This window comes from Devosia psychrophila (assembly GCF_000971275.1).
GTDB lineage: Bacteria > Pseudomonadota > Alphaproteobacteria > Rhizobiales > Devosiaceae > Devosia > Devosia psychrophila.
In genome coordinates this window covers 38274-65080 of sequence record NZ_LAPV01000238.1, presented here as the reverse complement: position 1 = coordinate 65080, position 26807 = coordinate 38274, and the positions used below count along the sequence as shown (strand labels likewise).

At 60.2% G+C, this 26807-nt stretch carries 22 protein-coding genes and 2 pseudogenes; 5 read left to right on the top strand and 19 right to left on the bottom strand.

Annotation, left to right across the window (positions count from 1 at the left end):
• The 3 genes and pseudogenes from WH91_RS23950 to WH91_RS22930 all read right to left on the bottom strand — a co-directional run.
• Window positions 1-860: pseudogene (locus WH91_RS23950) on the bottom strand (transposase); the annotation flags it as partial.
• A gap of 563 nt (window positions 861-1423) precedes the next feature.
• Window positions 1424-3772: a putative bifunctional diguanylate cyclase/phosphodiesterase gene (locus tag WH91_RS22935; protein WP_052953053.1), complete on the bottom strand. Its 2349-nt coding sequence runs from the start codon at window positions 3770-3772 to the stop codon at window positions 1424-1426.
• Window positions 3772-4731 (bottom strand): FecR domain-containing protein, encoded by a 960-nt coding sequence (locus tag WH91_RS22930; RefSeq protein ID WP_158409626.1) that lies wholly within the window; start codon window positions 4729-4731, stop codon window positions 3772-3774. The genes WH91_RS22935 and WH91_RS22930 overlap by 1 nt, the downstream gene beginning before the upstream one ends.
• 245 nt (window positions 4732-4976) lie before the next feature.
• On the opposite strand from WH91_RS22930, the gene WH91_RS22000 reads away from it, so the two are divergent.
• Window positions 4977-5180 carry a hypothetical protein gene (locus WH91_RS22000; RefSeq protein WP_046173144.1) on the top strand — a complete coding sequence of 68 codons (204 nt, stop codon included), beginning with the start codon at window positions 4977-4979 and terminating at the stop codon, window positions 5178-5180.
• A 347-nt stretch (window positions 5181-5527) separates the two neighbouring features.
• Here WH91_RS22000 and WH91_RS21990 read toward each other — a convergent pair whose 3' ends face one another.
• From WH91_RS21990 to WH91_RS24830, 3 genes are read right to left on the bottom strand one after another with little or no spacing between them, the layout of a single operon-like run.
• Window positions 5528-6892, bottom strand: coding sequence for an ATP-binding protein (locus WH91_RS21990; RefSeq protein WP_143078180.1), 1365 nt, complete (start codon window positions 6890-6892; stop codon window positions 5528-5530).
• Window positions 6889-7551: a response regulator transcription factor gene (locus tag WH91_RS21985; protein ID WP_046173141.1), complete on the bottom strand. Its 663-nt coding sequence runs from the start codon at window positions 7549-7551 to the stop codon at window positions 6889-6891. The genes WH91_RS21990 and WH91_RS21985 overlap by 4 nt, the downstream gene beginning before the upstream one ends.
• Entirely contained in the window at window positions 7552-7728 is a 177-nt protein-coding gene (locus tag WH91_RS24830; RefSeq protein WP_158409625.1) for a PepSY domain-containing protein, read from the bottom strand.
• Window positions 7729-8860: 1132 nt separating this feature from the next.
• Between WH91_RS24830 and WH91_RS21975 the strand changes: the two genes are divergently transcribed.
• Entirely contained in the window at window positions 8861-9235 is a 375-nt protein-coding gene (locus tag WH91_RS21975; protein WP_046173140.1) for a hypothetical protein, read from the top strand.
• Between the two features lie 310 nt (window positions 9236-9545).
• Here WH91_RS21975 and WH91_RS25695 read toward each other — a convergent pair whose 3' ends face one another.
• Window positions 9546-9671 (bottom strand): YdeI/OmpD-associated family protein, encoded by a 126-nt coding sequence (locus WH91_RS25695; RefSeq protein ID WP_244542404.1) that lies wholly within the window; start codon window positions 9669-9671, stop codon window positions 9546-9548.
• A 357-nt stretch (window positions 9672-10028) separates the two neighbouring features.
• Here WH91_RS25695 and WH91_RS21970 point away from each other — a divergent pair, with 357 nt between their 5' ends.
• Window positions 10029-10805, top strand: coding sequence for a class I SAM-dependent methyltransferase (locus WH91_RS21970; RefSeq protein WP_046173139.1), 777 nt, complete (start codon window positions 10029-10031; stop codon window positions 10803-10805).
• 306 nt (window positions 10806-11111) lie between these two features.
• Here the strand turns inward: WH91_RS21970 and WH91_RS21965 are convergent, their stop codons facing one another.
• A complete protein-coding gene (locus WH91_RS21965; protein WP_046173138.1) occupies window positions 11112-11672 on the bottom strand; it encodes an isochorismatase family protein in 561 nt (186 codons plus the stop codon).
• A 109-nt stretch (window positions 11673-11781) separates the two neighbouring features.
• Window positions 11782-12147, bottom strand: coding sequence for a hypothetical protein (locus WH91_RS25055; RefSeq protein ID WP_199533571.1), 366 nt, complete (start codon window positions 12145-12147; stop codon window positions 11782-11784).
• Window positions 12148-12215: 68 nt separating this feature from the next.
• On the opposite strand from WH91_RS25055, the pseudogene WH91_RS23935 reads away from it, so the two are divergent.
• Window positions 12216-13066, top strand: a pseudogene (locus WH91_RS23935) (helix-turn-helix domain-containing protein); the annotation flags it as partial.
• Between the two features lie 630 nt (window positions 13067-13696).
• Here the strand turns inward: WH91_RS23935 and WH91_RS22920 are convergent.
• Entirely contained in the window at window positions 13697-14386 is a 690-nt protein-coding gene (locus WH91_RS22920) for an alpha/beta fold hydrolase (protein ID WP_158409624.1), read from the bottom strand.
• A 91-nt stretch (window positions 14387-14477) separates the two neighbouring features.
• On the opposite strand from WH91_RS22920, the gene WH91_RS22915 reads away from it, so the two are divergent.
• Complete coding sequence (locus tag WH91_RS22915; RefSeq protein WP_052953050.1) at window positions 14478-15395, top strand: helix-turn-helix domain-containing protein; 918 nt, start codon at window positions 14478-14480, stop codon at window positions 15393-15395.
• Here WH91_RS22915 and denD read toward each other — a convergent pair.
• The 9 genes from denD to WH91_RS21895 form a co-directional block, all read right to left on the bottom strand.
• Window positions 15392-16375: a D-erythronate dehydrogenase gene (denD, locus tag WH91_RS21935; protein WP_046173135.1), complete on the bottom strand. Its 984-nt coding sequence runs from the start codon at window positions 16373-16375 to the stop codon at window positions 15392-15394. The genes WH91_RS22915 and denD overlap by 4 nt on opposite strands.
• Window positions 16376-16502: 127 nt before the next feature.
• Window positions 16503-17267 (bottom strand): hypothetical protein, encoded by a 765-nt coding sequence (locus WH91_RS21930; RefSeq protein WP_046173134.1) that lies wholly within the window; start codon window positions 17265-17267, stop codon window positions 16503-16505.
• A 157-nt stretch (window positions 17268-17424) separates the two neighbouring features.
• A complete protein-coding gene (gene glmM / locus WH91_RS21925) occupies window positions 17425-18768 on the bottom strand; it encodes a phosphoglucosamine mutase (RefSeq protein WP_046173133.1) in 1344 nt (447 codons plus the stop codon).
• Window positions 18769-18888: 120 nt separating this feature from the next.
• Window positions 18889-20817 (bottom strand): ATP-dependent zinc metalloprotease FtsH, encoded by a 1929-nt coding sequence (ftsH, locus tag WH91_RS21920; RefSeq protein WP_046173132.1) that lies wholly within the window; start codon window positions 20815-20817, stop codon window positions 18889-18891.
• Between the two features lie 171 nt (window positions 20818-20988).
• Window positions 20989-22251 (bottom strand): tRNA lysidine(34) synthetase TilS, encoded by a 1263-nt coding sequence (gene tilS, locus WH91_RS21915; protein ID WP_143078179.1) that lies wholly within the window; start codon window positions 22249-22251, stop codon window positions 20989-20991.
• Window positions 22248-23195 carry a tol-pal system protein YbgF gene (gene ybgF / locus WH91_RS21910; protein ID WP_046173131.1) on the bottom strand — a complete coding sequence of 316 codons (948 nt, stop codon included), beginning with the start codon at window positions 23193-23195 and terminating at the stop codon, window positions 22248-22250. Before ybgF ends, tilS begins: the two co-directional genes overlap by 4 nt.
• Window positions 23196-23454: 259 nt before the next feature.
• The gene (gene pal, locus WH91_RS21905) at window positions 23455-23910 is read right to left on the bottom strand and encodes a peptidoglycan-associated lipoprotein Pal (RefSeq protein ID WP_046173156.1); all 456 of its coding nucleotides are present in this window, start codon (window positions 23908-23910) and stop codon (window positions 23455-23457) included.
• A 385-nt stretch (window positions 23911-24295) separates the two neighbouring features.
• A complete protein-coding gene (gene tolB / locus WH91_RS21900) occupies window positions 24296-25606 on the bottom strand; it encodes a Tol-Pal system beta propeller repeat protein TolB (protein ID WP_046173130.1) in 1311 nt (436 codons plus the stop codon).
• Window positions 25607-25665: 59 nt separating this feature from the next.
• Window positions 25666-26805 carry a hypothetical protein gene (locus WH91_RS21895; protein WP_046173129.1) on the bottom strand — a complete coding sequence of 380 codons (1140 nt, stop codon included), beginning with the start codon at window positions 26803-26805 and terminating at the stop codon, window positions 25666-25668.
• Window positions 26806-26807 lie beyond the last annotated feature (2 nt).

The following is a 26807-nucleotide window of genomic DNA, read 5'->3' as shown; positions in this document are numbered from 1 at the left end:
TCGTCGAGCACGGTGGACAGATACATCCAGCCCCAGCCGATGATCTTGAAGTCAAGTGAAGTCGGTCTGCCACATCTGGTTGGGCCGCACCGTCCTGGTGTGGAACTGGTTTGCCGCCTTGATCACCACATAGGCCGGGCTGGTGATGAGGTCGTGGGCCTTGAGAAGCCGGTAAACGCTGGCCTCGGAGACGAAGTAGCTCTTCTCGTCGGTGAACTGTACCGCCAGTTCCCGAGGCGAGAGTTCGGACTGCTCCAGCGCCAACTCGATGATCTGGTCATGGATGGCAGCCGGAATCCGGTTCCACACCGGTTCGGCGCCGATGGCCGATCTTGCAGTGCCTCGGGCCACCACCGAGATAACGGTCATACCAGCGATAAAAGGTCCGGCGTGGGATTCCCACGCCGGTCCAGCGTTTTACGGGTTGGCAGGTGGGACGGCTCGACCATTCTGATGATCTCGAGCTTTTCGGATGCGGGATATCTCATTCTGGCTCGTCCCCATCCGCGATCATGCTTTTTTTTGAGCAGACGGTTTTCCAGGGTCAGATCAGCCACGCATTCCTTGAGCGCACCAGCCTCACTGCGCAGATCCTTGACTTCATCACTGGTAGCAGCGCGCGCCGTATCACCCGCCAGGCGGCGCTTGCTGGCCTCCATGAACTCCTTGGACCAAGTGTAATACACGCTCTGCGCGATGCCTTCCTTGCGGCACAGCTCGGCAATGCTGTCTTCGCCACGCAAGCCGTCCAGCACGATCCGGATCTTGTCTTCGGCTGAAAAGTGCCGTCGGGTCGCCCGGCGAATGTCCTTCACCACCTGCTCGGCAGGCTTCTTGGTGTTCGAGGATTTGGCAGTCATCTTGGTTCCTTCGTCATGCAACGAGACCAAAACACTCCTTAAAGCTCAACCCTGAATCTGTGCCATGGGTGCTGACGGGGAACAATGGCCACCTCGATCGTGGCATGCACATGATGAGCAAGCCGTTCCAGATGGATGCGTTCGCAAGCAAGGTGGCTGACTTGGTAGCTACGGCTAAAGGCGATTAACGATCTCCCGATGTTCGCTGTTGAACGTTCTGTAGATCCAGTAGGGCCCTATATGCCTGGCCCCAGTCATTCGCGCACAGTGCCAGCGCATTAAGAGCTGAGGGGCAAACGCTATGGTCGCTGTTGCATCGGCGCGTCCAGGCTTTGGGCTGAGTGACCTGATGTCTTGCGACCAGATATGTACCCGATCGTGGGCTATCCGCCATGGCATCGCCCGCGGTCATCCAGTCGAACGAGCCGCGGTCTAATCCGAAAAAATCGTGGCTTAGACCTATGGTTTGCGGAAGAGCTCCTGAGCATCCGTTCAGACGCCTAAAGTGGTTCGTGCAAGTAGAGCAGCTCGCCTCGAGGCGCTCAGCTTGTTTGGCCTTGGCTCTAGGCGGCCTGAATGGTTGATACCTCAAAGCCCAGTGCTTGCGGCGTAGAGGGACGGCCGAAGAGATATCCTTGTCCGACTTCGCAACCAAGGCCCGCCAGATAGGCGCTTTGGTGGGCGGTTTCGATGCCCTCGGCAACGACGGCCATGCCCAGTCTTTTGGCCATGAGTATAATGGTTTCCACCAGCGCCTCGTGATGGGGATCCGGCAGTGACCGAACGAATGCCTGATCGATCTTGAGTTTGTCGACCGGCAAGCGCGCCAGATAACTCAGCGAGGAATAGCCAGTGCCGAAATCGTCCAGTGCAATATGGACACCGAGGCTGCGGAGCTGCTGGAGTTCTGAAATTATCCTGGTGTCGTCGCGTACGAACAGGCTTTCTGTGATTTCGAGGTCTAGCCGATGGGCCGGGAAGCCGGACTTCGACAGCGCCTGGGTGACGCTGCCGACAACGTCGCTCAGCATGAACTGGGCCGACGAAACATTGACCGACAAGCGTCCACCCCAGGCCCATTGCGCGGCCTGCCTGCAGGCCTCTTCGAGCACCCACTGGCCCAGTCTGACAATCATTCCGGTCTCCTCGGCCAGGGGAATGAAGTGAACCGGTGACACGTGACCGAGGGTCGGGCTGTTCCAGCGGATCAGGGCTTCGACCCCCGTCATGGCATTGCTGGCCAAGTCGATCTGGGGCTGAAACAGCAGGTAGAACTCGCCGTTCTGCAAGGCTTGTCGAAGGGCGATGTCCCGCAGACGGCGCTGGTTGATCAGCTCGCCCTGCTGTGCGTCAAAGGGTGCAGACTTCAGTCCGTGAGTCTGCGCATGGCCGAGCGCAACGTCTGCCTGTCGGAGTAGCTCGGCGGCGGATGCCAAACCATCGCTGGCGGTCGCTGTGCCAAAACACGTGTCGAGGATAACTTGATGCCCCCCGATCACGTAAGGCTCATCCAGCACCAGCCCGATAGAGTGGCAGACCTCGGCCTGCTGCGCGGCATTTAATGGTGCAAGCTGCGCCCATGCAAAGCTATCGGAACCGATCCGGGCGGGAACCATACCCAAATGCCTTGAAATCCGCTGCACGACTTCGCTAGCCGCTCGCTCGCCGACATCGTGGCCCAGGCTGACAATTGCCTGGTTCAGCCGGCCGAGATGCACCAGCGTGAGGCCGAAGTGCTCGCCGCTTGCAAGGTGGTTGTCCAACTCGTCAAGCAGCACCTGCCGAGATCTGGCGCCTGAATCGGGGTCATGGGACGCCAGGTAGGCGAGCCGTGCCTGCTGCTGTAGAGAGGTCCGCCAGCGACTGGTTCGCTCGATGAGCAGGGCGACGATAACCAGGATCACCACCGTGCAGTGATAGATCGCGGTATCGAGAGTCACGGCGTAGAGGCGCTGCGCCATCCAGGCGCTGGTTTCAACTAAAAGGGCGCTTGCAAGACCGATCAAGCAAAGCTGCGTTAGGCCGACTTGTCTCAGCCGCGATAGCAGGAATGCACCAACCACCAACAATGATAACAGAAGGGCCGGAAGCGTGCCCCAGTCAGTCAACTGCCGGCCGGCCTTGAGCGTTTCGGTGGCCGCCAGTTGCACCAGCGGGCCGGGAACAACGCCAAAGCGTGGCACGCGAAAGAAATCCCGCAACTCGATGGCACTGGAGCCTACGACGACCTGCTTGTTGGCAAACAGTGCGGGGTCCGGGTTTCCGTACAGCAGCTCCTGCGCGCTGATCCTCGTGATTGCGGTTAGGTCTATGCCGAAATCGATGCCTATCTTCGGCGCGGTCAAACGGGCTTGCGGCGCGAGAGCTTTCGCCACGGAAACAATGCTGAACTCTGGCAACGCCGCAGGGACGGAATGCACCAACCCGGTGCCGTCGCCATCCACGTTGACGAGAACAGCGTCGGCCTGCGCCGCAAATGGCGCAATCGGAAGATTGACCACCGCGGTGCCGTCTGCGGCCTGTTGCTGGAAAGCAGCGAGAAAGGCATAGCCGCCCGCCCGTTCGAGCGCCGCTGCAAAAACCGCATCGCCTTCGGGCGTTGATGCGCTGCTGAAGTCGATATCGAAAACGACTTCAGCACTGCCCAGTGTCAGAAGCGTGTCGAGGACGTTGGCGTGAATCTGGCGGGGCCACGGCCACACGCCGACCGTCGCAAGGCTGGCCGAGTCGATATCGAGGAAAATCGTCTCGCCCGAGGGCTGCCGGTCGGAAGCGTGAAACCGCGCTTCTCTCAGGGCCTGGTCGATCGGTGCCAGAAGGCCCGACCAAGGCAAAAAGACGAGCAGGATGCCGACCGCCAGTGCTGCGAACGAGGCAATCCTGCTACCGGGCCAAAGCGTACCGGTGAGCATCAATCGCTCTTACCGTTTTTGCCGTTGCCATTGCCGCCACCGCCACCGTTGCCGTTGTTGCTATTCGCTTGCCCGCTGCTGTCATCGCCTGCGCTGTTTCCATTGCCATTGCCATTGCCATTGCCGTTGTTCCCGTTGCTATTCCCGTTCCCGTTATTGCCGCTGTTTCCGTTGCCTTGGGCACCACCGCTGCCGCCATGGCTATTGCCATTGTTGACGTCACTCTGGCCGCCGTTTCCGTTATTGCCCTGGCCGTTTTTGCCGTTGCCGTTGCCGTTGCCGTTGCCGGAGGTCTGTCCGTTGACACCGCCAGCGCCAATACTTTCACTCTGTCCAGCCTCAACGGCCCGACCCTTGTAATCGGCAGGGGTGTCTGTGGTTCCATTGACCACGCGCTGTCCCTCGAACGTGAAAACGGCGACCGATCCGCCGCCGGTGACTGTCAGGGGATCGGCCTGTGAGACCTCTGCTTCCTGCCCGCGCACCACATCGACGACCAGATCGTTCAAGGTATCCTGAACTTGCACCACACCCCGGTCCACCGTGACGTGGGACGCGTTCCGGCCCACCGAGACCGTAAATTTGGTTCCTTTGACCACGGCGGCCAAGAAGGGTGTCTGCACCGAGAAATGTTGCACGTTGCGCCGCTCAACATCGACGCTCACCAAGCCGGACGCCTGCTCGATATTGGTCATTTTACCGGCGCCTTCGTGCAGCCGAATTTGTGTACCGGGTTCCAGCTCGACAGTTTCCGAGCCGCGGATCAGGCCCACCCGACCGTCCGCCCCGGTCTTAAGGCTTTGACCATCATCGATCACCGCCCCTCGCTCGAGTGGCACCCACATTGAGCCAGCCAGGTGTTCGGCGGTGCCCCGCACCCGGTTGACCACCCAACCCTCAGCATGACTTGGCAACACCAGCATGGCGAACAACGCTACTTGAGCAACGATCTTGAACATGAACTTCCCATCCGCATTCTTGCGTCTGGAAATCATCGCTCGGACCGCTTGCCAAATTCCTACTGGGATATGGCAATCCACCAGCCTCCCCATCACCTTTGTCATCGCGGTGAACAGAGTCTTAGCGCAAGCTTACGGGAGCATTACAACGAGATAGGGCATTTTTTAATTATATATATCAGTGGTATACCGAAACTAACTGCATGCCGTCTCGTTGTTAAATTAGTACAACTTGGGAGGCTGTTATGCCAATCGAACGAGAGACCATCGTAGAGCGCAGTCCGAGCGAAACGGTGGTGGTGGAAAGCGGCAGTCCGTTCCGCATTGTCGGTATCATTCTTGCGGTCGTGGTGGCGGCCCTGCTTCTGCTTTGGCTGATCAATGGTGGTATTTCGAGCAATGGCGACGCGATTAACGTCGATCTGCCCAATGTTACCGTAACGCAGTAATGGCCATGACGATGAACCCCATGATGCGGCGAAGGCAGGCGATAGCTGTAAGGGCCGTCGCTTTGATGACCCTCGCAATCATTCTGTTTACGCCGAAGATTGAGCTGGCCGCATTTAACGCGCCAGCCATCATGAGTTTGTCGCTGCTCCAATCCAGCCTGAGGCTGTCGATTGAACGTTAGGCGCGCTGCAAATTAATGGAGATAGAGAATGGTCACGCTGTTAATTGTATCGGCTTTCATGCTTGTCCTCTGCACCGCGGCGGCAGGCCTCATAGCCAGCGCACAAAATGGCGCCGACGCAAACGAGGCCATATTGGCTGACACTCTAGGCGCAGACCTGCAGGCTTAGTCGGATAGCGACGCCGAAGCTTGTGCCAATGGCAAGATGATCGTCACAACCAGCCCACCAATCCGGGCGCGACCGTAGGTAATCGTGCCGTTGTTGATTTCGAGGATTTCGGCAGCGATTGCCAGTCCAAGCCCAGATCCAGGCAGGGTCTGGTCAAGCCGCAAGCCCCTCGTACCCAAGGACTTAAGCTGATCGTCGGGGATGCCCGGTCCATCGTCCGAGATTTCCAGAACCGCCTTGTCGTCCTCGCGTCTGGTTCTGATGATGACCCGGCTCACTGCCCACTTCGACGCATTTTCCAGCGTCATTCCGACTAGTTCCATCAGGTCCTGTCGGTGCAGGTCGACCCAGCAGTCATCGCTTAATTCGGCCGCCCAGTGCAGGGTTTCGCCGCGACCGGTCTTCTTGAGCACCGTCAGCGTACGGATCACCGTGGTGTTAAGGGATGATCGCGATGAGTGGGCCGTAGTCCGTACCCGTAGGGCAGCCAACCGCATTTGATAGTCGACGCGTTCGGACACTTCGAAGCTGAGTTGTTGCAGCAGTTCGGCTTCTTGCTTGCTGCCCTTTTCTGCCAGCCGCTCGGCAATGCCATGCAATACCGCAAGGGGCGTTTTAAGCCCATGCGCCAGGTCGGCGGCGCGGGACCGCGCCCGGTCCATCATTACCTCGCGGGCATCGAGCAGTTCGTTGACCTCATTGACCAACGGGCCGAGCTCGGTGGGGAATGGACCTTCGAGACGGCCCGCCTCGCCGCGCCGGACCGCCTCAAGGGCAATCTTGACGCGGCTGATCGGTGATAGCCCCAGCTTAATCTGCAGCCAGGCGGCGAGAATGATCAATGCGCCCAACAGCAGCAAGACCTGGGTGGCTTCGTGGCCAAACCGCTGCGTGGCCTCAAGGATCGGGCCGTGATCCTGGGCTACGGTAACGCGATAGATCCTCGATCCCGAAGGACCGTCTATTTCCAGGCTGCGAGTGAGTATGATCAGCCGCCGGCCGTCCGGGCCCATGCCGCGATAGACGGCTTCCCCAGTGTCCGGCGCTTCGATGACGAAATCCCACAGCGACCTGGACCGCGCGATCTGGCCGTTGTCTACCGCCTCCACTTGCCAATACCTTCCCCCGAACGGCGTGACATATCGGGGATCGGGCAGAGGCGCGCTGAGAACGGGCATGTCGCTCGACGGTGTGATCAGCGCGGCAAGCCGGCCGATGGCGGCATCAAGATCCTGCCGCGTCGATCGCTCGATATTGGCGCTGAACAGATATTGCAAGGCAAACCCCGCGACCACCAGGGATGCCAGTACCCAAATGATGGCCAGTCCCATCATGCGCAGCCGTAATGAGTGAAGGCTCAATATCCGTCACCCAATGCGTAACCAAAGCCGCGTCGCGTCTTAATGACGTCAGCGCCGAGGCGTTTTCGCACCCGGGCAACCAGCACCTCCACAGCGTTGGAGTCGCGTTCGAAGTCCTGGTTGTAGATGTGCTCGGTAATCTCGAGCTGGGAGATGACCCGTCCGCGCCGGTGCACCAGATAGGAGACGAGCTTGAACTCCTGCGGCGTGAGCTCCATGGGCATGCCGTCGCTCGTGACCTCCATGGTGCGCAGATCAAGCAGGTATTTGCCAAAAGCTATCCGGGAGGACGCGAGCCCGTTGGCGCGGCGAACCAGCGCACGCAGGCGAGCAACGATCTCCTGCACGTGAAACGGCTTGACCACATAGTCATCGGCACCAGCCTCGATGCCGTCGACGCGTTCCTCCCATTGTCCCCGTGCTGTCAGGATCAGCACGGGGGTCAAGCGGCCTGCTGCTCGCCACCGCTTGAGAATTGTGAGGCCGTCGATCTGCGGAAGTCCCAAGTCGAGGATAATGGCGTCATAGACTTCGGTGTCGCCACGAAACCACGCGACCTCGCCGTCACTTTCTCGCTCCACGCCGAAGCCCGCCTTTTTCAGCGACGTCGTCAGCGTCTCAGCAATCCTGTCATCGTCCTCGGCGACCAGGATGCGCATCTATGGCTCCACATGCTGGCCCGAGCGGGCGTAATAATATTCCGTGGTAACCTTGCCCCCCGGCGTCAGCACCGTCACGGCATAGAGTAGAAAGCCGCGTACCTGCTGCAGTTGGGCGTTGATCACTTCGCCGCCAGTTCGACTTCTGACATCGGGCAGAATGGTGGACAGGGCCACCGCCCTACCGGACTCCACCGCCGCGAGAACATCCCTTTCGGATAGTTCGGTACTGGCTGCGGGAGCGCTGTGCGCGGCGCCGGAAGGTGAACTTGATGGCGTGACTGTCACCGAGCCTGCGCCGGCTGTGACATCGCTTCCGCTCTGTTGAGCCGGGTTGCTGGTTGCAGGGGCGCTATCACCATTGCCGTTGCCCCCGCCGTTCCCGTTCCCATTTCCGCCCGCGTTTCCATTCTCATTGCCACCAGCGTTGTTATTTCCGGCGCTATTGCCATTGCCGCCTGACGCACCGTTTCCGTTGCCGTTCTCACTGCCCTGCCCATTTCCATTGCCCTGGGCCCAGATGGGATCAGGGCCGGCAAGTGCAAGCAAAGCGAGGAGTGCAACGATTGATCTGCGGTTCATCACACCTACTCAATAGCCCTCGGACGCTTACAGAACGCTGACAGCCAGCGTCACGGTTGCATCAGCGCCCGTGTGCTAGTTTTCGGTCATTGACGTCCGAGATCCCATGCTCGTTTCCCGTTCGTCATTTCAGTCGTCGGCATCGACAAGTAACGCCCCCGTGTTGTCGATGCCGACATCTGCCCCAATCAACATTTTGGAATGGTCGCATGGTCCGTGAGGATGCCGAAGCCTACCTTGCCCGCTATCGGGCGCTCCTTCAGGCATGAACAATGGCCGTGGCCGGTTTCGCTGACGGCGACAGCGATATTATGTTCCATCAGCTCGAAACGGGTCAGAAAGAACTCGCTCGCATAGCCTTGGCGTTCCCTGAAAAAGCTACGACATCGACATGTTGATCAACTCGCGCAGCAGAAGCTGTGCCGATTATGCCGCAGATCGTTTGCCGCGCCCGGCGCATCGACGGATGCTGACCGATGCATTCCAGCCAGCCTCCAGTCCGAAAAGGGGCAGTAATCATCGCGATTGTATGGATCGCAGTCGTGGTTTGTGTGTTGGCTTGGGCCGCCAACCTCGCTATCTCCCATATTATGATTACCCTGAGCTAGTCTTCGTTGCGCTTGAGCGAACGCACTGGTGGTGAAATGCGCAGATCATAATCGCGGGAATTCTGGCTTGGAGCTTTGCCTCTGCCGCTCAGGCACAGGAATTTACCTCACCCATCGATTTGGTTGAAACCCTCTACAGCAGCTACTTCGGCGCCTTGGTTATAGATGATTTCGATCCCTATCTATCTGACGGTTTGACCAACCTGATGAATGGCAAAGTCGGCGTCTCAGAGTTCCAGGTCTTGGGCTTTGATCCCATCGTGGGCGATGCCAACTGGGAACCGCGCAACTTCAAGGCGGAGCTTGTGGAGCAGGACGGTGACGAGGCCCGAGTCCATGTTAGTTTCATCAGTCATACTGTGCCGATATCGGTAACCCTGACCCTTACCCTCGAGCCGCTGCATGGCTGGCAGATCGATCACATAGCCGGCGTGGCAGGCGATAAGAAATGGTGCACCAATGACATCCTCGCCTTGAAGCCCCTGGACCAATAGTACGGCGAGGAAATCATCGTTGAGCTGTGGAACTAACAGGTACGATGAAGGGCAGCTGTGGGCGCTACATGGTCGCTGGCAATGACCGGGACGGGGTCGGCTCCTGCCCCAGCGAGGGCTAAGCGGACGACGGCTTGATCGGAGGAAGTGCAGGCCGGCAGGTTACGATGACGGCGGTATAGCGCCCCTACAGCCAAATCAGAAGCCGTTCTTTGCCTTGCCATTTACGAGAACTGCTTGTTGCCATGGGCTCGGCGCCTTGTCAGTTCGGTGAATGCAGCCCACCCAGCAGCAGGGTCGCTTCATCCCTTCAAGAAGCTCCTAACAGGTTCGCACAATGCGGCGTTGCCTGTTTTGCGCTTTGGACCCAACAAATGAACTCATTTCGACCGAGGGGCGTCAGACTTCCCCATAAGCCCGGGACGATCGGATCCATGCGCACGGCTGCTTCAAGATCCTCACCGGCCTGGTGAACCGAGCCTTGGGGAAAGTCGTTCATGATACCTCCAGGCAATGCCATCCAATGCCCAGGTCCAATCGGCGACGGATCGGGCGGGTCTTTCGACGCTGGCCGCTTTTTTAAGGATTGTCCACCAATGGGCCAATTTTCGCTACTCGACGACAGAAACCGCCCGGCACGAAGGGGGTGGGGGGAGCAGATAGGCATCTCCAGCAATGCAGAAGAGCAAAGCTGCCATCACGGCATGGCCACGGCGTTAGGCAGACCCTGTGAGAGACTGGACTACCGGCCTGCCAACCATCGCGCTAAGCTACCGATATCAGGGAGGAGCTCATGGCTGATGCGATGAGGTTTAGCGACGGCGAAGGCTACGAGGCCATGATGGGCGTGTGGAGCGCGCTGATCGGAGCGGACTTCCTTGATTGGCTGGATGTCCCGGACGGTTCCAGGTGGGCGGACGTCGGATGCGGAAACGGTGCCTCCACCGAGTTAATTGTTCGGCGGACGAAGCCGACTTCAGTCGAAGCGATAGATCCATCACCGGCGCAGCTGGAGTTTGCCCGAAACCGCCACCACTCGGGTGTGGCCAACTTCACCTTGGGTTCCGCGATGCAACTCCCGTATCCCGCCGCCGCCTTCGACGCGGCCATTATGGCGCTTGTCATTTTCTTCGTTCTAGACCCTGCCAAAGGGGTCGCGGAACTGCGGCGAGTCGTTCGCCCAGGAGGCACCGTCGCCGCATATGCATGGGATATTGAGAAAGGCGGTTTCCCGTATGAGGATGTCCATGTTGTCATGCGCAGCGTGGGGGCAGAGCCCATCTTGCCGCCTCACTCCGAAGTTGCGCGCCTCGAGGCACTTGACCGCCTTTGGACCGATGCGGGTTTGATTGCCGTCGAAACCCGTGAAATCGTAGCGCACCGCATCTTCCCAAGTTTCGATGACTATTGGGCCATGGCCGTTTCGGCACCAGGCATCGGGCAGGTTCTTGCCAAGCTCAGTGCCCAGCAACTGGATCACATTCACAGTTCTGTCCGCGGCTCTCGCGGTCCGGGCGGGTTTATCGTCCAGGGTCGTGCTCACGCTGTTCGGGGACGCGTGGCTACCTAGGTAATTGACTGCAGCAAACGGCAGTCAACCAACAAAGAGCACTGCGCACCGGGCGCAGCAAACTACATGTCAAACGGCAGCTTTCGGGAATTCTCCTGACCTGTATCGATGGCCGATTTGGGATCGGTTTCCGACCGGCAGGATTGGGGTGGGAAGTTGTCGGTCCGTTTTTGACAGTCCCACAGGAATAGCAGACGTTGTTGGACTCACACTCACTACCGCTGTTTGGCTGCGCACGTCACCGCGCAGGACTGCTGGGCCCTGTCTCAAACAACCCCACCACGACCCTGGCCAGCCTCTGGGAACTTAGGGTTGATCTAGGCCCCCAATGATTTCTATTGCTGACCCGGTCTCAGCCAGGAGAGGATAAATGTTAGCCTGCGAACAAGATTTTGCGGCCGGATTGAAATCCGAGACAGCATCGAGCGCGATGGTGACATTTAGGCCCAGATCGTAGGCCTGACGCGCCGTCGACTCGACACCCACGCTTGCAGCCGTGCCGCAAAGCACGACCTGGGTAACGCCTTTGCCGAGCAACAGCGTTTGTAAATCTGACCCGCTGAAAGCTCCCCAAGCTCCACGCCGGATTACTATGTCTGAGTCGGCCTGTTCGATTTCGGGAACCGGCTGCTGGGCCTCTGGAGGAAACACGAAGTCGCTGCCTTCAGGCGAGCTGTCGGTGCGACCCATTCTACCGCCTTCTGTTATGATCAGCACGACCGGTAGGCCACGCTTACGAAAGGCCCGCGCGAGTAAAGCTGCCGCGCTGTACACCTGCGGCCCGACCATGCCAACGAAGCGTCGTGTTCCCTCCTGGAAGTCGATCACGAGTAGCGCCGTGGCAGGGTCAATTTTACGGATAGGCATGTGAACTTACCTGAAGGGATTACTGTAGACCATGTATCCCGTCGGAGCGGGGCCAGTCCATTGCGGCACATCAAGTTAGAATGATGAACTTGCTGACCTGTTATGTCATTCAGTACGGCAGCTGGTACGCGCGCCTCTCGCCATTGATGAGATACAACGTGCTTTGGAGTAACAATAAATGATCAATGCATAGCCACGCCTTGACCTGATCGAACAGCCAGTCCCTGGCGGCTTTGATGTAGAAAAATTTTCGTGCCGAACCCATGTGGTCGACGCCGTCAAAGGTCAGGAAGGTGATGTGGCTGCCCTCGGCAAGATAGCCATTCACCTGTTCGGTCAGCTGCTGCTGATCGCTGATCGGGAATATGAGATCAGGGTCCAAAAACTCAGCGGGACGGGTTACCGTGCCCCCCGCTTGCCCAGGGGCTCCTGGCCACGGGATCCATGCTCGATCGACATTGTCCGCCGTCAGCACCCATGGCACAGATTCAGGGTTGAGCTTTAAGGAGTGTTTTGGTCTCGTCGGATGACGAAGGAACCAGGATGACTGCCAAATCCTCGAACACCAAAAAGCCCGCCGAGCAGGTGGTGAAGGACATTCGCCGGGCGACCCGGCGGCACTTTTCAGCCGAAGACAAGATCCGGATCATGCTGGACGGCCTGCGTGGCGAAGATAGCATTGCCGAGCTGTGCCGCGAGGAAGGTATCGCGCAGAGCCTGTATTACACCTGGTCCAAGGAGTTCATGGAGGCCAGCAAGCGCCGCCTGGCGGGTGATACGGCGCGCGCTGCTACCAGTGATGAAGTCAAGGATCTGCGCCGTGAGGCTGGTGCGCTCAAGGAATGCGTCGCCGACCTGACGCTAGAAAACCGTCTGCTTAAAAAAAAGCATGATCGCGGATGGGGACGACCAGCAATGAGATATCCCGCATCCGAAAAGCTCGAGATCATCAGAATGGTCGAGCAGTCGCACCTGCCAACCCGCAAAACGCTGGACCGGCGTGGGAATCCCACGCCGGACCTTTTATCGCTGGTATGACCGTTATCTCGGTGGTGGTCCTGAGGCACTGCAAGATCGGCCATCGGCGCCGAACCGGGTGTGGAACCGGATCCCGGCTGCCATCCATGACCAGATCATCGAGTTGGCACTGGAGCAGTCCGAACGCTCGCCTCGGGAACTGGCGGTACAGTTCACCGACGAGAAGAGCTACTTCGTCTCCGAGGCCAGCGTTTACCGGCTTCTCAAAGCCCACGACCTCATCACCAGCCCGGCCTATGTGGTGATCAAGGCGGTAAACCAGTTCCACACGAGGACGGCGCGGCCGAACCAGATGTGGCAGACCGACTTCACTTGACTTCAAGATCATCGGCTGGGGCTGGATCTATCTGTCCACCGAAGCTCGCCGCATAACATCAACCCCAAGACCAGGCCGACACTCCGCTAATCGGCGACCCAAGCTGAGCCAAATGATCTGACGACGGGACACTGGATATCCTCAACCGGCCGTTTGGCAGCGACTGGGACTTTGAAGAGGGTCTTGTTGCTGAGGAGATCGAGACATCAGATACGCCAAGCTTTATGTAACGGCCCATTTGCCAAGGCCCTGAGACATCCAATCTAAGCCGCCTGAACAGTTTCGGTATCACTCAGCGACTGATGCCACAGGTTCCCTCTGATCAAACATCGGCGCCAACTCGACGACTATCAGCACAGCCATGGCATCTCAAGTTTTACAGTTCGAAGGCCAAGAACTCATTCCTTGCTGCGACCTCTGCATAGGATTGAGCAAAACACGGCGCGATGAGGTCGACCTGTTCTTTAGGCAACCCAACCTTCCTCATCTGGCTAACCCAGGCAAATGGCGAATGGCCATGTTTGGACCAGCAGAAAATTATGAGTTGGTCAGAACAGGTTTTATGGCCATCTTCTGAAAAAATGTCCGTTAGATATCAGCGCGTCTGAAGAAAATTATGTTAGCCGAACCACAAGATGTTGGCCCCGCCTGCATGGCGAGGCCGGGTGCGTCATAGCGGCATGACGTCGTTGATGAAGGTGACGATGCGAGCCTGCACCGCCGGTCCTTCCTTGCGGGCGAACATAGACATGGCGTGGGCGCTGCCAGGATATACCTCCAGCGTCTTCGGCTCGGATGCGACATCGAACATGTGCTGGGTGTCGGGCAGGTATTGATCGCCTTCGCTGTTGATGAACAGCTTGGCAGCGGGCGAGGTCAGCAGCGATGCGTCGTCCGCAGCAAGACCGGCAAAGCCAAGGGGGGCCGAAAGGGTAATATAGCCCACGGGCTTGGCAGTGACGGCGGCGGGTACGGTGACGATTCCGCCCATGCTGGCGCCCGCAAGGATCAACTGCGTGGCGCCCTGTGCTTGCGCAAAGGCGATGGCGCCCGCCAGGTCATGGCCGATCTCGCCAATGTCGTGCTTGCCGCCCGAGGGCGGATAGCCGCGGAAATTATAGGTCAAGACACCATAGCCCTGCCCGGCCAGCGTATCGGCCACCTTGGCCCAGGCCGACTGATCGAGATCATATTGGTGCGACAGGATCACCACCTCATCGCCCTCGCCATACCAGAGGCCTGACAGGGCAACGCCGTCGTCGCTGTTGAAGCTGACGATCCTGGCTTCGGCGGCACCGGCGGGCAGCGTCAGCAGCGCCACGCCGATAGCGGTCGCCAGGGTCATGATTTGCTTGTTCATCGTATCCTCCATGGCGACCATTATCGCCAGACCCAAATTCGCTGACGCTAGGCTTCGCAACCATGCCGGGATGGCGTAGAGATCATGCGTAATGGAAATCATGTCAGCTTTGGCGCAGGCTCCGATCCGTTCGAATTTTATTGGACGGCAGTTCTTTGCCGGCTATCAATTGCCTATCGTCATGCTGCGCTTCGACAGCGCAGGCCCGATCCGCGGTCCGGACGGCTATTTCGGCCTGTTGCATGTGACCATGGGCACGGCTTTGCTCGACGGTGCTGCCGGCCCGATCATGGTGTCGGCGCCCAGCGTTATCTTGCTCGATGAGAACAGCGCACCAACGATCCTGCGCACCCAAAATCTTTGCATCGAATCTGTGTATTTTGATCCAATCATGATCAACTCGGTTTTCACCCCGGCGCTGTTGCGCGCTGTGCCAGTGCTTGAGGGAACCGTCGAGCAGGATGCTTACCTGTTGCGCCGCTTCATCGACCTAGGCGTAACCGCACAACCGCTGCTGATCTCTGCGACGATGCATCGGCGCATCGGCGAGGCGATACAGCGGGTGCGCGACGAGGCCAGCGTGCAAGGTGACGAACACTGGCCCTGCCGCACCCGGTCATGGCTGATCGAAATGCTGTTTCAACTGCGCGTCGCCAACCCGCAAGTCGAGCATCTGGCAGCGCCTGAAACGGCGCTGGATCGGCTCGATCAAGTGCTGCTTTACGTGCACGAGCGGTTCAATACGGAATTCACTCTCGACGACGTCGCGCGCTGGTGCGCCAGCAATCGAACACAGGTCAATCGCCGGTTTCGGGAGCTGACCGGACAAAGCCTGCGCCAATATGTGATCAACCTGCGCATGCGCGTGGCCTCGTCGCTACTCCGCGATACGGGGCTGCCGATCACGGAAATCATGACGCGAGTGGGCTATGAGAATGGCTCCAACTTCACCCGCACCTTCCGCGCTGCCTTTGCGCAGACGCCACGCGAACATCGGCGCGGCATCTAGCTGATCTGGCCGCCCAGTTCATCCTCGATATAGATGCGAATGATCTCATCGAAACTGCTCTCACCGACAAAACCCAGCGACTTGGCCAGGGTTGCTTCGAAGGCCTGTGGCCAGCCGGCGACAATTCCCGCGATGGTCTCGTCGGGATGGCGGCGGATCAAGGCGACGGCTTTTGGCCCTGCCACCCGCTCCAGCGCTGCGATCTGCTCGCCCACGGTGGCGGCCAGCCCCGGCATGGTGAGGTTGCGCTGATTGCCCAACTGGCCCGTGTCCAGTGCCGCTGCATGCAGCAGGAAGCCGACGGCGGCGCGGGGGCTGGCGAACCAGTGGCGGACGGCGTCCGCAACCGGCAGCAGGGCTTCCTGTCCGGCCAGCGGTTCGCGGATAATGCCGGAGAAAAAACCCGACGCGGCCTTGTTCGGCCCGCCCGGCCGTACGGCAATAGTGGGCAGACGAATACCGATGCCATCGACGAAACCTCGGCGTGAATAGTCGGCCAGCAGCAGTTCGCAGATCGCCTTCTGCGTGCCGTAGCTGGTCAGCGGCGTATGTTCATGCGTATCGCCAATCACCGCCGGCAGCGGCTCGCCGAACACCGCGATGGACGAGGTGAAGACCAGCCTCGGGCAATAGGACGAGGCTCGCCCGGCCAGGCGACATGCCTCCAGCAGGTGTCGGGTGCCGTCGAGATTGATGGAATAGCCCTTCTCGAAATCGGCTTCGGCCTCTCCGGAAACGATGGCGGCCAAATGGAAGATGAGATCGGGCCGATCCGCCACTAATTGCGCCGCCACTTCGGGCACTGACAGATCCACGGCGAGGCTGGCGACGGGAATCGATGTCTCCGGCGCGACGGGAATAACCACATCGGCAAGTGCCAGGCTGGTTATCGTCTGTTCGCCGACCCGTCCCGTCGCCAACAGCTCCGCGACGAGTTTGCGGCCCACCATCCCGGCTGCGCCGATCACCAGAACCTTCATCCGAACTTTCCTCCACACTTTTCGATCAGCTTAGCGGGAATGAAGAGCGGGGAAATAGAAATCGGCGCCCTTTTCGGAGCGCCGATGAAATTGAGGGTCGCGGCAGGCATGACCCGCTGGCCGCAGATTAGTTGAAGCGGTAGCGCAGGCTGCCGCGCACTTCATGCAGGAAGGCGTGATCGGCATAGATCAATTCAGTGCCGGGCTGGCTGTTGCTCAGCTTGTTGATGTAGACGCCGCGATAGCCGACATCGGCAACAACTGCACCGAAGTCATAGCCAACACCGACCATGCCGGCAGCGGCGAAGCTGGTGTTATTGCCCGACAGCGCAGGAGCCGTGCTACCGACTGGCGATGTGATATCGGAGCGGTTGAAAGCCGCACCCGCACCGGCGCCGACATAGGCGAACGCGCCGCCAGCAGCACCGTATTGCTGGTTGCCGAACGAGAAGTCATAATAGACGTTGGCGAGCGCCAGGGTCGAACGTAGACGAGTGGTGTAAGTGCCGGCGCGGGTGCCGAAGGTCGATCCCTTGACCAGGGCAAGGCCGTCGTTGTCGATATAATCGAGGGTGGCATCGAAGCGCAGGCCGGTGCCCGTTTCGTAGCCGAAGCCGGCGCCGACGCTATAGCCGTAACCCATTGCAGTGAACGGGAAGGCAGTCAAAACTGGCGGCGCGCCACAAGCGGGAGGGCACTCGTAAGCGTAAGCTTCCTTGCTCCACAGCGCGTTACCTGCAGCGCTGCCGCGCAGGTAGAACGAGCCTTGCACGCCGTAATCGACGTCCGGAATTTCGATAACTGGAGGATAGTAGGGAAAATCAGCGGCTAGTGCCGAGCCGGCGACCAGCGTGGCTCCTGCCACCATAATCGCTGCGATGAGCTTGCGCATGAAAAAAGTCCTTGGGATTGCCACGACACTAGTCGATTGAGCCCAATATCGAACATTTTCCTTAAATCTCACTTAACCTAACGACTTAACCCTATCAATATCTCGAAGCCGCTTGATCAGTTAATACTTGGTAAACCCCAAGCTGACACCAGTGTACCTAGGCGACGTCTCGAATGGCAGCTTCGACTTGCGATACAACTGTGGCGACCAGCGCTGCATCGTCGGCTTCGCCCATGACGCGGATCACCGGCTCGGTGCCCGAAGCGCGCACCACAAGCCGTCCGCCAATGCCCAGCATTGCCTCGCCATCGGCAATTGCCTGGATGACCTGCTTGTGTTCCAGCGGCTTGCCCGACTTGAACTTGACGCTGCGCAACAGCTGAGGAACCTTTGTGAAACGCGCGCAGATTTCAGAGACGGTGCGCTCTTCATTCTTCAGCACGGCCAGCAATTGCAGGGCGGCCACCAGGCCATCGCCCGTAGTCGTGAAATCCGAGAGAATGATGTGGCCCGACTGCTCGCCGCCAACGTTGAAGCCCTTGGCGCGCATCGCCTCGAGCACATAGCGATCGCCTACCTTGGTCCGCTCAAGCGTCAGCCCAAGCGATGCCAGATAGCGCTCAAGTCCGAGATTGGACATGACGGTCGCGACGATACCGCCGCCCAGCAGCATCTCGCGTTTGAGCCAGCTCTGGGCGATGACCGCCATGAACTGATCCCCATCGATCACTTCGCCCTTTTCATCGACGATGATCACGCGGTCGGCGTCGCCATCCAGGGCAATGCCGATATCGGCGCGCACTTCCTTGACCTTTGCCGACACGGCTTCCGGCGCCGTGGAGCCGACTTTGTCGTTGATATTGAAGCCGTCCGGCTTGTCGCCGATGGTGAACACCTCGGCGCCGAGTTCCCACAGCGCAATCGGGGCGACCTTGTAGGCCGCGCCATTGGCGCAATCGAGCACAACGCGCAGGCCAGCTAAATCCGTGCCGCGCGGCAGCGTGCGCTTGGCATATTCGATATAGCGCGTGCGGGCTTCCTCGTCGCGATAGGCACGGCCAATCTCGCGACCATGCGCCAGCGAGCTGGACATATCGCTGTCGATCAGCGCCTCGATCTCCTTTTCCAACTCGTCGCTGAGCTTGTAGCCATCAGGGCGGAACAGCTTGATGCCATTGTCCTCGAAGGGATTGTGCGACGCCGATATCATAACGCCCAGATCAGCCCGCAGTGAGCGGGTCAGCATGGCAACGGCGGGCGTGGGCATCGGGCCGAGGAAATATACGTCCATGCCAACCGCGGTGAAGCCGGCGCCCAGCGCGCTCTCGATCATGTAGCCGGAGCGTCGGGTATCCTTGCCGATCACCACGCGATTGCGATGGTCGCCGCGCACGAACTTTTGTCCGGCAGCCATGCCGATCTTGAGCGCCAGTTCGGGGGTCAGCTTGTCGCCATTGGCGAGACCACGAATACCATCCGTGCCGAAATACTTGCGTACCATTTGGTCCCGTCCCTCGCCGTGCCGGCTTTGCCGGATAATACCACTTCTGCGCGGCATAACGGAAATTACCGATAGGCAAAAGGGCCGCCTCGCGGCGGCCCTTCAATTCTTGTGCCGGCTTCAGCTATTGGGCTGCGGCTCGAGGCCAGCCTCGGGCGGCGCATCGGGCCGTTTCTTGCCGGATTTGCCGGCAGAGGGCACACCGGTCGCCTTGTTGGACGGCCCGCTCTCATCGGGACGGGTCGGCTGGATACCATCCATCAAGGCGCGAAGTTCATCGCCGGTCAGCGTCTCGAATTCGAGCAGTGCCTGGGCAATCGACTCCCACTGGTCGTGGTAGGTGGTGAGGATTTCCTTGGCCGAAGCCTCGCCATCCTCGATCAGCTTGCGCACTTCCTGGTCGATTATACGGGCCGTATCATCGCTCATATTGGTCGACTGCGTCACCGAATGACCGAGGAACACTTCCTGGTCGCTCGACTTGTAGCGAACCCGACCCAGCTTTTCGCTCATGCCCCATTCCATCACCATCGAGCGGGCAAGGCTGGTTGCCATCTGAATGTCGCCGGAAGCACCGCTCGTTACCTTTTCAGGGCCGAACTTGATGATCTCGGCTTCGCGACCACCGAACAGCATGGTCAGGCGAGCAAGTGCCTTCTCACGGCTGAACGAATAGGTGTCGTTTTCAGGCAGGGTCATCACCATGCCCAGGGCACGGCCGCGCGGAATGATCGTCGCCTTGTGGATCGGGTCGATACCGGCAACCTTGAGCGCGATGATGGCATGGCCAGCTTCGTGATAGGCGGTCAGCTTCTTTTCGTCTTGCGACATGGCCATGGTGCGGCGCTCGGCGCCCATCATGATCTTGTCCTTGGCGTCTTCGAACTCGGCATGAGTGACGAAACGCTTGTTGCGTCGTGCCGCCATCAGGGCCGCTTCGTTGACGAGGTTCATCAAGTCGGCGCCGGAGAAACCGGGCGTACCGCGAGCCAGAACCTTCAAATCCACATCAGGTGCCAAAGGCACCTTGCGAACGTGAACCTTGAGAACCTTCTCGCGGCCCGAAACGTCGGGGTTGGGCACCACGACCTGGCGGTCAAAACGGCCAGGACGCAGCAGCGCAGGATCGAGAACGTCAGGACGGTTGGTCGCGGCTATCAGAATGATGCCTTCATTGGCTTCAAAGCCATCCATCTCGACGAGGAGCTGGTTAAGGGTCTGTTCGCGCTCGTCGTTACCGCCGCCCAGACCGGCGCCACGCTGGCGACCGACGGCGTCGATTTCGTCGATGAAGATAATGCAGGGCGCGTTCTTCTTGGCCTGCTCGAACATGTCGCGAACGCGCGATGCGCCCACGCCGACGAACATTTCAACGAAGTCCGAACCCGAAATGGTGAAGAACGGCACACTGGCTTCGCCGGCAACCGAACGGGCGAGCAGCGTCTTACCGGTGCCCGGAGGACCGACGAGCAGAACGCCGCGCGGGATACGACCGCCGAGGCGCTGGAACTTTCCCGGGTCGCGCAGGAATTCGACGATTTCCTCGAGATCCTGCTTGGCTTCATCCACGCCGGCCACGTCCTCGAACGTTACCTTGCCATGCGACTCGGTCAGCAGCTTGGCTCGCGATTTGCCAAAGCCCATTGCGCCGCCACGGCCGCCGCCCTGCATCTGGCGGATGAAGAAGAACCATACGCCGATGATGACGATGAAGGGCAGCCAGGAGCTCAGCAGCACCGACCAGAACGGGCTGGTTTCCGGCGCCTGGGCCGTGATCGACACGCCCTTGTCTTCAAGGCGCGAAATGATATCGGCATTGGCTGGCAGCACGGTTTCAAACCGAGTGCTGTCGCGCATCGTGCCCGAAACGACATCGTCGGTAATGATCACGCTGGTGACACTGCCGGCTTCGACATCACTGACGAACTGGCTGTAGCTCTTTTCGGCTACTGAAATCGAACGGGTCGATGACTGGAAGACCTGGAACAGGCCCATCAGCATAAATAGTATGACCAGCCAAATGGCGAAGTTGCGGAAATTTCCGTTCATCAATCCTGTCCCGGAGAAGGCGGCGCAAGCAGGCGCGGCGCGTGTGCCGAATGTATGTCCGGCATTGGGGCGTTACAAGGGCATGACCTGCGGTGGTTCGGCCGCCCCGTAAAGTCATATTGTCGCGATTGGGTTAATACGCCGTAGCGAGTCGGAAGGTTCCGTGCCCACTCAATCGATCAGCAATTGCACCGTGATGCGTTCGTCGAACGACCAGCCGCCGAGCGACAGCACACCGCCCGCCGCGTCGCGGACGATGGGGGCTGTGCGGATGGCTTCGGCCGGTGCGGTGACCTTGAAGCCGAGGAATTCTTCGAGCCGGTGGCGCGGCAGATAGTCAGCGACGCTGGCGGTCAGGTCGGCCTGGTCCGAGCCATTGACGATGCGGAAGCGCTCGTCCCAGACCAGTTCGCCATGCGGCAGCAGCATCGCATCGGGCGGCAGGGCCCTACCCGGCTCCCGCGCTACGGCCACGGCGCCATCCTTGAGACGGATGACGCAGCCCAGCACGGTCGTCGCCTTGGCGAGAGAATTATCGGCGATGGACTGGCGCAGTCGCTCGACCTGACCCAGCGCACGCGGCTTTTGTCGTCCGCCCACAATTTTGAGCACCCGCCCCAGCACTCGCGTAGAAATGGCGGGACTGAGCCCGACGAAGGGCACCAGCTCGATCCGCGCCGCACCAAAGCCATCGAGCCGTACGATCTCGGCAAAACAACCGTCGGCCATCTGCGCAATGGCGGCATCGGCATCGGCCGCGCGCTCGGCAAATTGCGCAATTGCCGCAGCATCGAGACCCAACACCGCCAGCATTGGCATAGTTTGACGCCAGCGCACGCGCTCGTAATGGGTATCGTGGTTGGAAGGGTCTTCGGCCGGGACAAGACCTGCGGCCAGTACGAACTCGCGCAGGGTTGCCGGATCGGTACCAAGTAGCGGGCGGTGCACCATTGCCCCCTCGATTTCCGTCATTGCCGTCATTCCCTTGAGGCCTTCCAGGCCGCTGCCATGCGCCATGCGCATCAGCACAGTCTCGGCCTGATCTTGCCGGTGGTGCGCCGTCAGCAAAACGCTGGCTCCGTCATCGCCCATGGCGGCTGCCATCAGACGATAGCGGGCAATTCGCGCCGCCTCCTGAAGACCGCTGACGGGCTTTGGTCCGCTCCAGGCAAGGCCGCGCGCCGGCAGGCCTAGTGCGGCTGCGGCCTCAAGCACCATTGCAACCTCGTCGGCAGCCTCAGGCCGCAACCCGTGATCGACCGAATAGACGTGGATTGTGGGAGGATTGGCGAGGCCGGCCGCCCAGCGCTGCGCCAACAGCATTAGCGCCAGGCTATCTGCGCCACCGGAGATGGCGAGGGCGATGGCGGGTTGATCCGCCACCGCGGCGAACAGAGCTTGCAGCTCTGCCGGCGTTTCAAGACCAGGCGTCATGCCGGCGGGCACTCGGCCTTGATCTTTTCGGCCGCCAGACGCGCCGCCACTTCCGGAGTAAGGTTAGGATAGTTGGTCGCGACCTGATCGAAGGTGCGACAAGCCACTTCCCGCTCGCCGGCACCGGAAATCGACGCCCCGAGCTTGACCAGGAATTCTGGCGCACGTGGCCCCTGCGGTGCCTTCTGATAGGCATCCAGCAAAACATCCGCCGCCTCGTTATAGGCGCCGCGCTGCAACAGCGCATCGCCGAGGAAATTGGCAGCGTCGGTCGCCTGCGGATTGTCGGGGTAAAGCTCGATGAACTGGCTGAACTGATCTTCGGCAAAGCCGTAGTCGCCCGAAGCCAAGGCATCGTAGCCCGCCTTGAACTGCGCGTCGGCATCCGGATTGCCGGTATCGGCATTCGCGGGATCATAGGCGAGGTTGAGCGGCTGGCCGGTGGTGAGATCGACGCCACCAGTCGCGCCGGTGCCCAATAGCGGATCGGCAGAACTGCCCACACCTTCCATCGGCCCGGCACTACCGTCATCGAAGGTTGGATCGAACTCCACCTCGCCGGGCAAAGGCTGCACGCCCTGCGCGGGAATATCGGTCATCGGGGCCGCGCCGGCACTGGGGTCCTGCGGCAACGCCTCGGGCTGCGTCACGCCGCCAGGTTGGGTTGCCGCATCAGTTTTTCCCGCGGCACCGCCTTCGAGCGCCTTGAACCGAAGCTCATTGTCTTCGGTCAATCGAGTGAGGATTTCCTGCATCTGGGTGAGCTGGAACACTAGGCCTTCGATCTGGCCATTCTGCGAGCGCAGCTGTTCCTCGAGCTGCTGGATGCGAACCATCAGCTGGGCCGAATCCTGCGCCTGGGCGACATGGATACGCACAGGCTGAGTATTGGTGAAGGTCAGCCCGCCAAGCTCGGCGGGCGGCAGCACGCTCTGGGCCGCCATGCTTGGAACAGTGATCCCGAGTGCAACGGCAAAAGTGCATAAAGCAACCCTTCCCCCTCGTGCAATGGACGATAGTTTCAAAACCCGGCCTCCGGTGCGCATGCCTGCATCGCCCCAACATGGTGCCGATAACGCTGCCGATAAAGGGCAATTCAGTCAAAAAGAAAGCGCCCGGGCCAAATAATGGCTCCGGGCGCTCTTGCCTCCAGTTTGCACTGGATCGCTTCGGTGCCGCCGCCAGGGCGAAACCGGTTTTTCTTTACTGAACGACCGTGACAGCGCGGCGGTTCTGGCTCCAGCAGGAAATGTCGTTGCAGATCGCCACCGGGCGTTCCTTGCCGAACGACTGGCTGGTGATGCGCTGCTGGTTGACGCCCTTGGAGACGAGGTAGTTGACCACGATCGAGGAGCGCCGTGCGCCCAGCGCGATATTATATTCGCGGGTACCGCGCTCGTCAGCATGGCCTTCGACCATGATGCGATAGTTCTGGTACTGGTTCAGCCATGCGGCCTGCTTATCGAGAGTAGCCGAGGCTTCGGAGGTTAGCGAGCTGGAGTCGGTCTCAAAGAACACACGGTCACCGACCGAAACCAGGAATTCCTGCTGGCTGCCCGGCGAGCCGCCACCAGGGCCGACATTGCCAACGCCGGTCAGGCCGACATTGTCATTTGGGTTGCGAGCACAGGCCGCAATGACCACGACGAAGAACAGCATGGCAGCAGCGCGCAATGCGGTGTTGAGGGGTGCGGTAATGACCACGGGGAGCTCCTGAAAGGCATCAATCTTAAGCACGGCATTTACCGCGCTTAGTCTTAAGGCCGGGTTTGCCAGGATGGTTAATGTTGTTCTATCACGGCGCCAATGTGGCGGAAATCCGGGCTTTTTCATGATGATGCAGATTGGCCACAGAATGCGCTGCGATCACGTTAAGGTTAAGTGCGGTCGCCCGGAAAGTGGAATTTGCCACACCCACCGCTTTTCCCTCGGGCTTGACCCGAGGGTCACTCACCATACGGCACAGGCGGCCTGAGGCCCTCGGGTCAAGCCCGAGGGAAACAAGTATAGGTGTGGATGCGCGACGGTGAAATGCCCGAGCTGATTACGCCCGCAGGCCCGACCAGGCCGGATCGGACGCATAGCTCTCGGTCGGGATGGTCAGCAGGTTGCGGCCCCAGATATCGACGCTCATCAGCTTGGGACCGTCATTGCCGCCGGGATCCTGGAAGAACATGATGACACGGCCATTCGGCGCCCAGGTCGGGCCCTCGGCGTGGAAGCTGGTGTAGAGCATGCGCTCGCCGGTGCCGTCGGGGTTCATGATGCCGATGTTGAACTGGCCGCCAGACGCGCGCGTGAAGGCGATGAGGTCGCCCTTGGGTGACCAGACCGGCGTTGAATAGCTACCCTGGCCGAAGCTGATGCGCTGGGCGTTGCCGCCGCCTGAACCCATCATATAGATCTGCGGCGAGCCGCCACGATCGCTTTCGAACACGATGCGGCTGCCATCGGGCGAGAAGGACGGGCCGGTGTCGATGGCCGCGCCAGAGGTCAGTTGGGCCGGGGTGCCGCCATTGGTGCCCACCGAATAGATATTGGTCGCGCCGCTCTGCTCGACCGAGAACACCACCGTGCCGCCATCCGGCGAGAACCGCGGGGCGAAGGTCATGGCGCCCACATTGGCCAGGCGTTGCTGCTGACCGGTCGAGAGCTGCAGCAGGTAAACCTGTGGATTGCCGTCGGCAAAGTTCATGTAGACCACCATGTCGCCGTTGGGCGAGAATCGCGGCGTCAACGCCATGGTCGAACCATCGGTCAGGTACTGCGCATTGGCGCCGTCCTGGTCCATGATGGCGAGACGGCGCACGCGGTTGGCCTTGGGACCGCTTTCGGCGGTGTAGATGACACGGGTATCGAAATAACCCGTGCCGCCGGCCAGTGACGCATAAATGGCGTCCGAAATGATGTGGCCAACGCGGCGCGAAGAGCCTGGATCGGTGTTATAGCTCTGCCCGACCACCTGCGCTGCCTGGCGGGTATCCCAGACGCGGACCGACGAAGAAATGGTGCCGCCGCGCTCGACGCCGCCCATCACCAGCGCATCGACATTAGCGGTGCGCCAGACGTTGAAATCGGGCGTATTGTTGACGTCACCGACCTGGATCGGCAGCGACGCAGGATCGAGCGGCAGGAACAGACCAGACCGGCGCAGGTTGTTGCGCACGATATCGGCGATTTCCTTTCCGAAAGCCGGATCGGACGAGGCAAAATCTGGAATGGCGATCGGCAATGGCTGGAAGTTGGCGCCTTCCACCGTGATATTGAGCTGGGCGCTGGCCCGCGATGCGGCGGCAAGGGCCAGCCCACCGGCAAGGCCGAGCTTGAGGGCGTTGCGCCGGGTGACAAAAGTCATTTCAATCTCCATTCTGCCATTCGCTCGCCATTCTGGCTGAGGAAGGCGCTTTCAATAAGTCACGGACGCAACGTGACGTTGATATTTTGCCATTGATCATAGCTGGCCGCCGACAACATACTATAGGGACCACAGCCCGCGACGGCGCTGACCGCCTTTTGGGCCACAGTGATAGCTTCAACTTGCTGGCTGACCGAAACGATCCGTGGCACGTCGGCCAAACTGCCATCCTGGTTGAGACGCATGTTGACGACCACCTCTACGCCGCTGGTCTGCTCGTTGGGCAGCAGGTTCCAGCATTGCTTTATCTTGGCTACCAGAGCGCCGATTTCCGTCGTGCTGAGGGTAGCCGAGGTGCCGGCAGTGTCACCCAATGTGGGGGAGCCGCCCTGCCCTGTCGTCGCGCCCGTAGTGCTGTCGCGGTTGATGATCGCATTGATATCGTCAGCCAGCGACGCATCGAGTTGCGGCGTTGGCTGGGGCCGCGTCGTGGGCGTCGGTGTCGGCGTTGTCTGCTGGGCGGCAGCCGCCTGACGCTCGCGCTCTTCTTCCTCACGCTTCTTGCGCTCGGCTTCCGCAGCGGCGAACTGCTGTCGCAGCTGTGTCAGATTGCTCGGACGAGACGCCGGCACTGGCGCTGCGACCGTGGGTTCAGCCGGCTCTGGCGTCGGCGTTGGAGTTGGCACAGGCGGAGGTGTCGGCGTGGGCTCGGGGACCGGCTCAGGTTCGGGGGCAGGTTCAGGCTCGGGTGTCGGAACAAGCGTCGGGCGAGCAACGGGCGTCGGGGCGACAACGGGCTCTGGCGCTGGGGCCGGCTCGGGTGCAGGCTCGGGTTCCGGCTCTACCACCGGCTCGGGCTGCGGCTCTGGAATGGCTTCCGGCTCAGGCGCCGCATTGGTGACCGGCGCTGGCGTTACAATATCGGCCGGCGACGGTGTCGGCTGATCCGTTTCGGTATTGCCGGTCGGCTGCGCGATCTCGGCAGGCTGTTCGTCCTCGACGATCGAGGGCGTTTCGGTCTCCACAATCTCACTGTCAAGCTGGCCGGCCCGCAAGCTGGCAAGGTCACTGATGGGCACGAGATCAACCGAGATGGACTCAACGACAGGCGCCAGCGGCTCGGCAAACCCCAGATTAATGAGGCCGATGGTCAAAATCGCGATGTGGGCAACGATCGAGACGGCTAAGCCGGTACGCATCG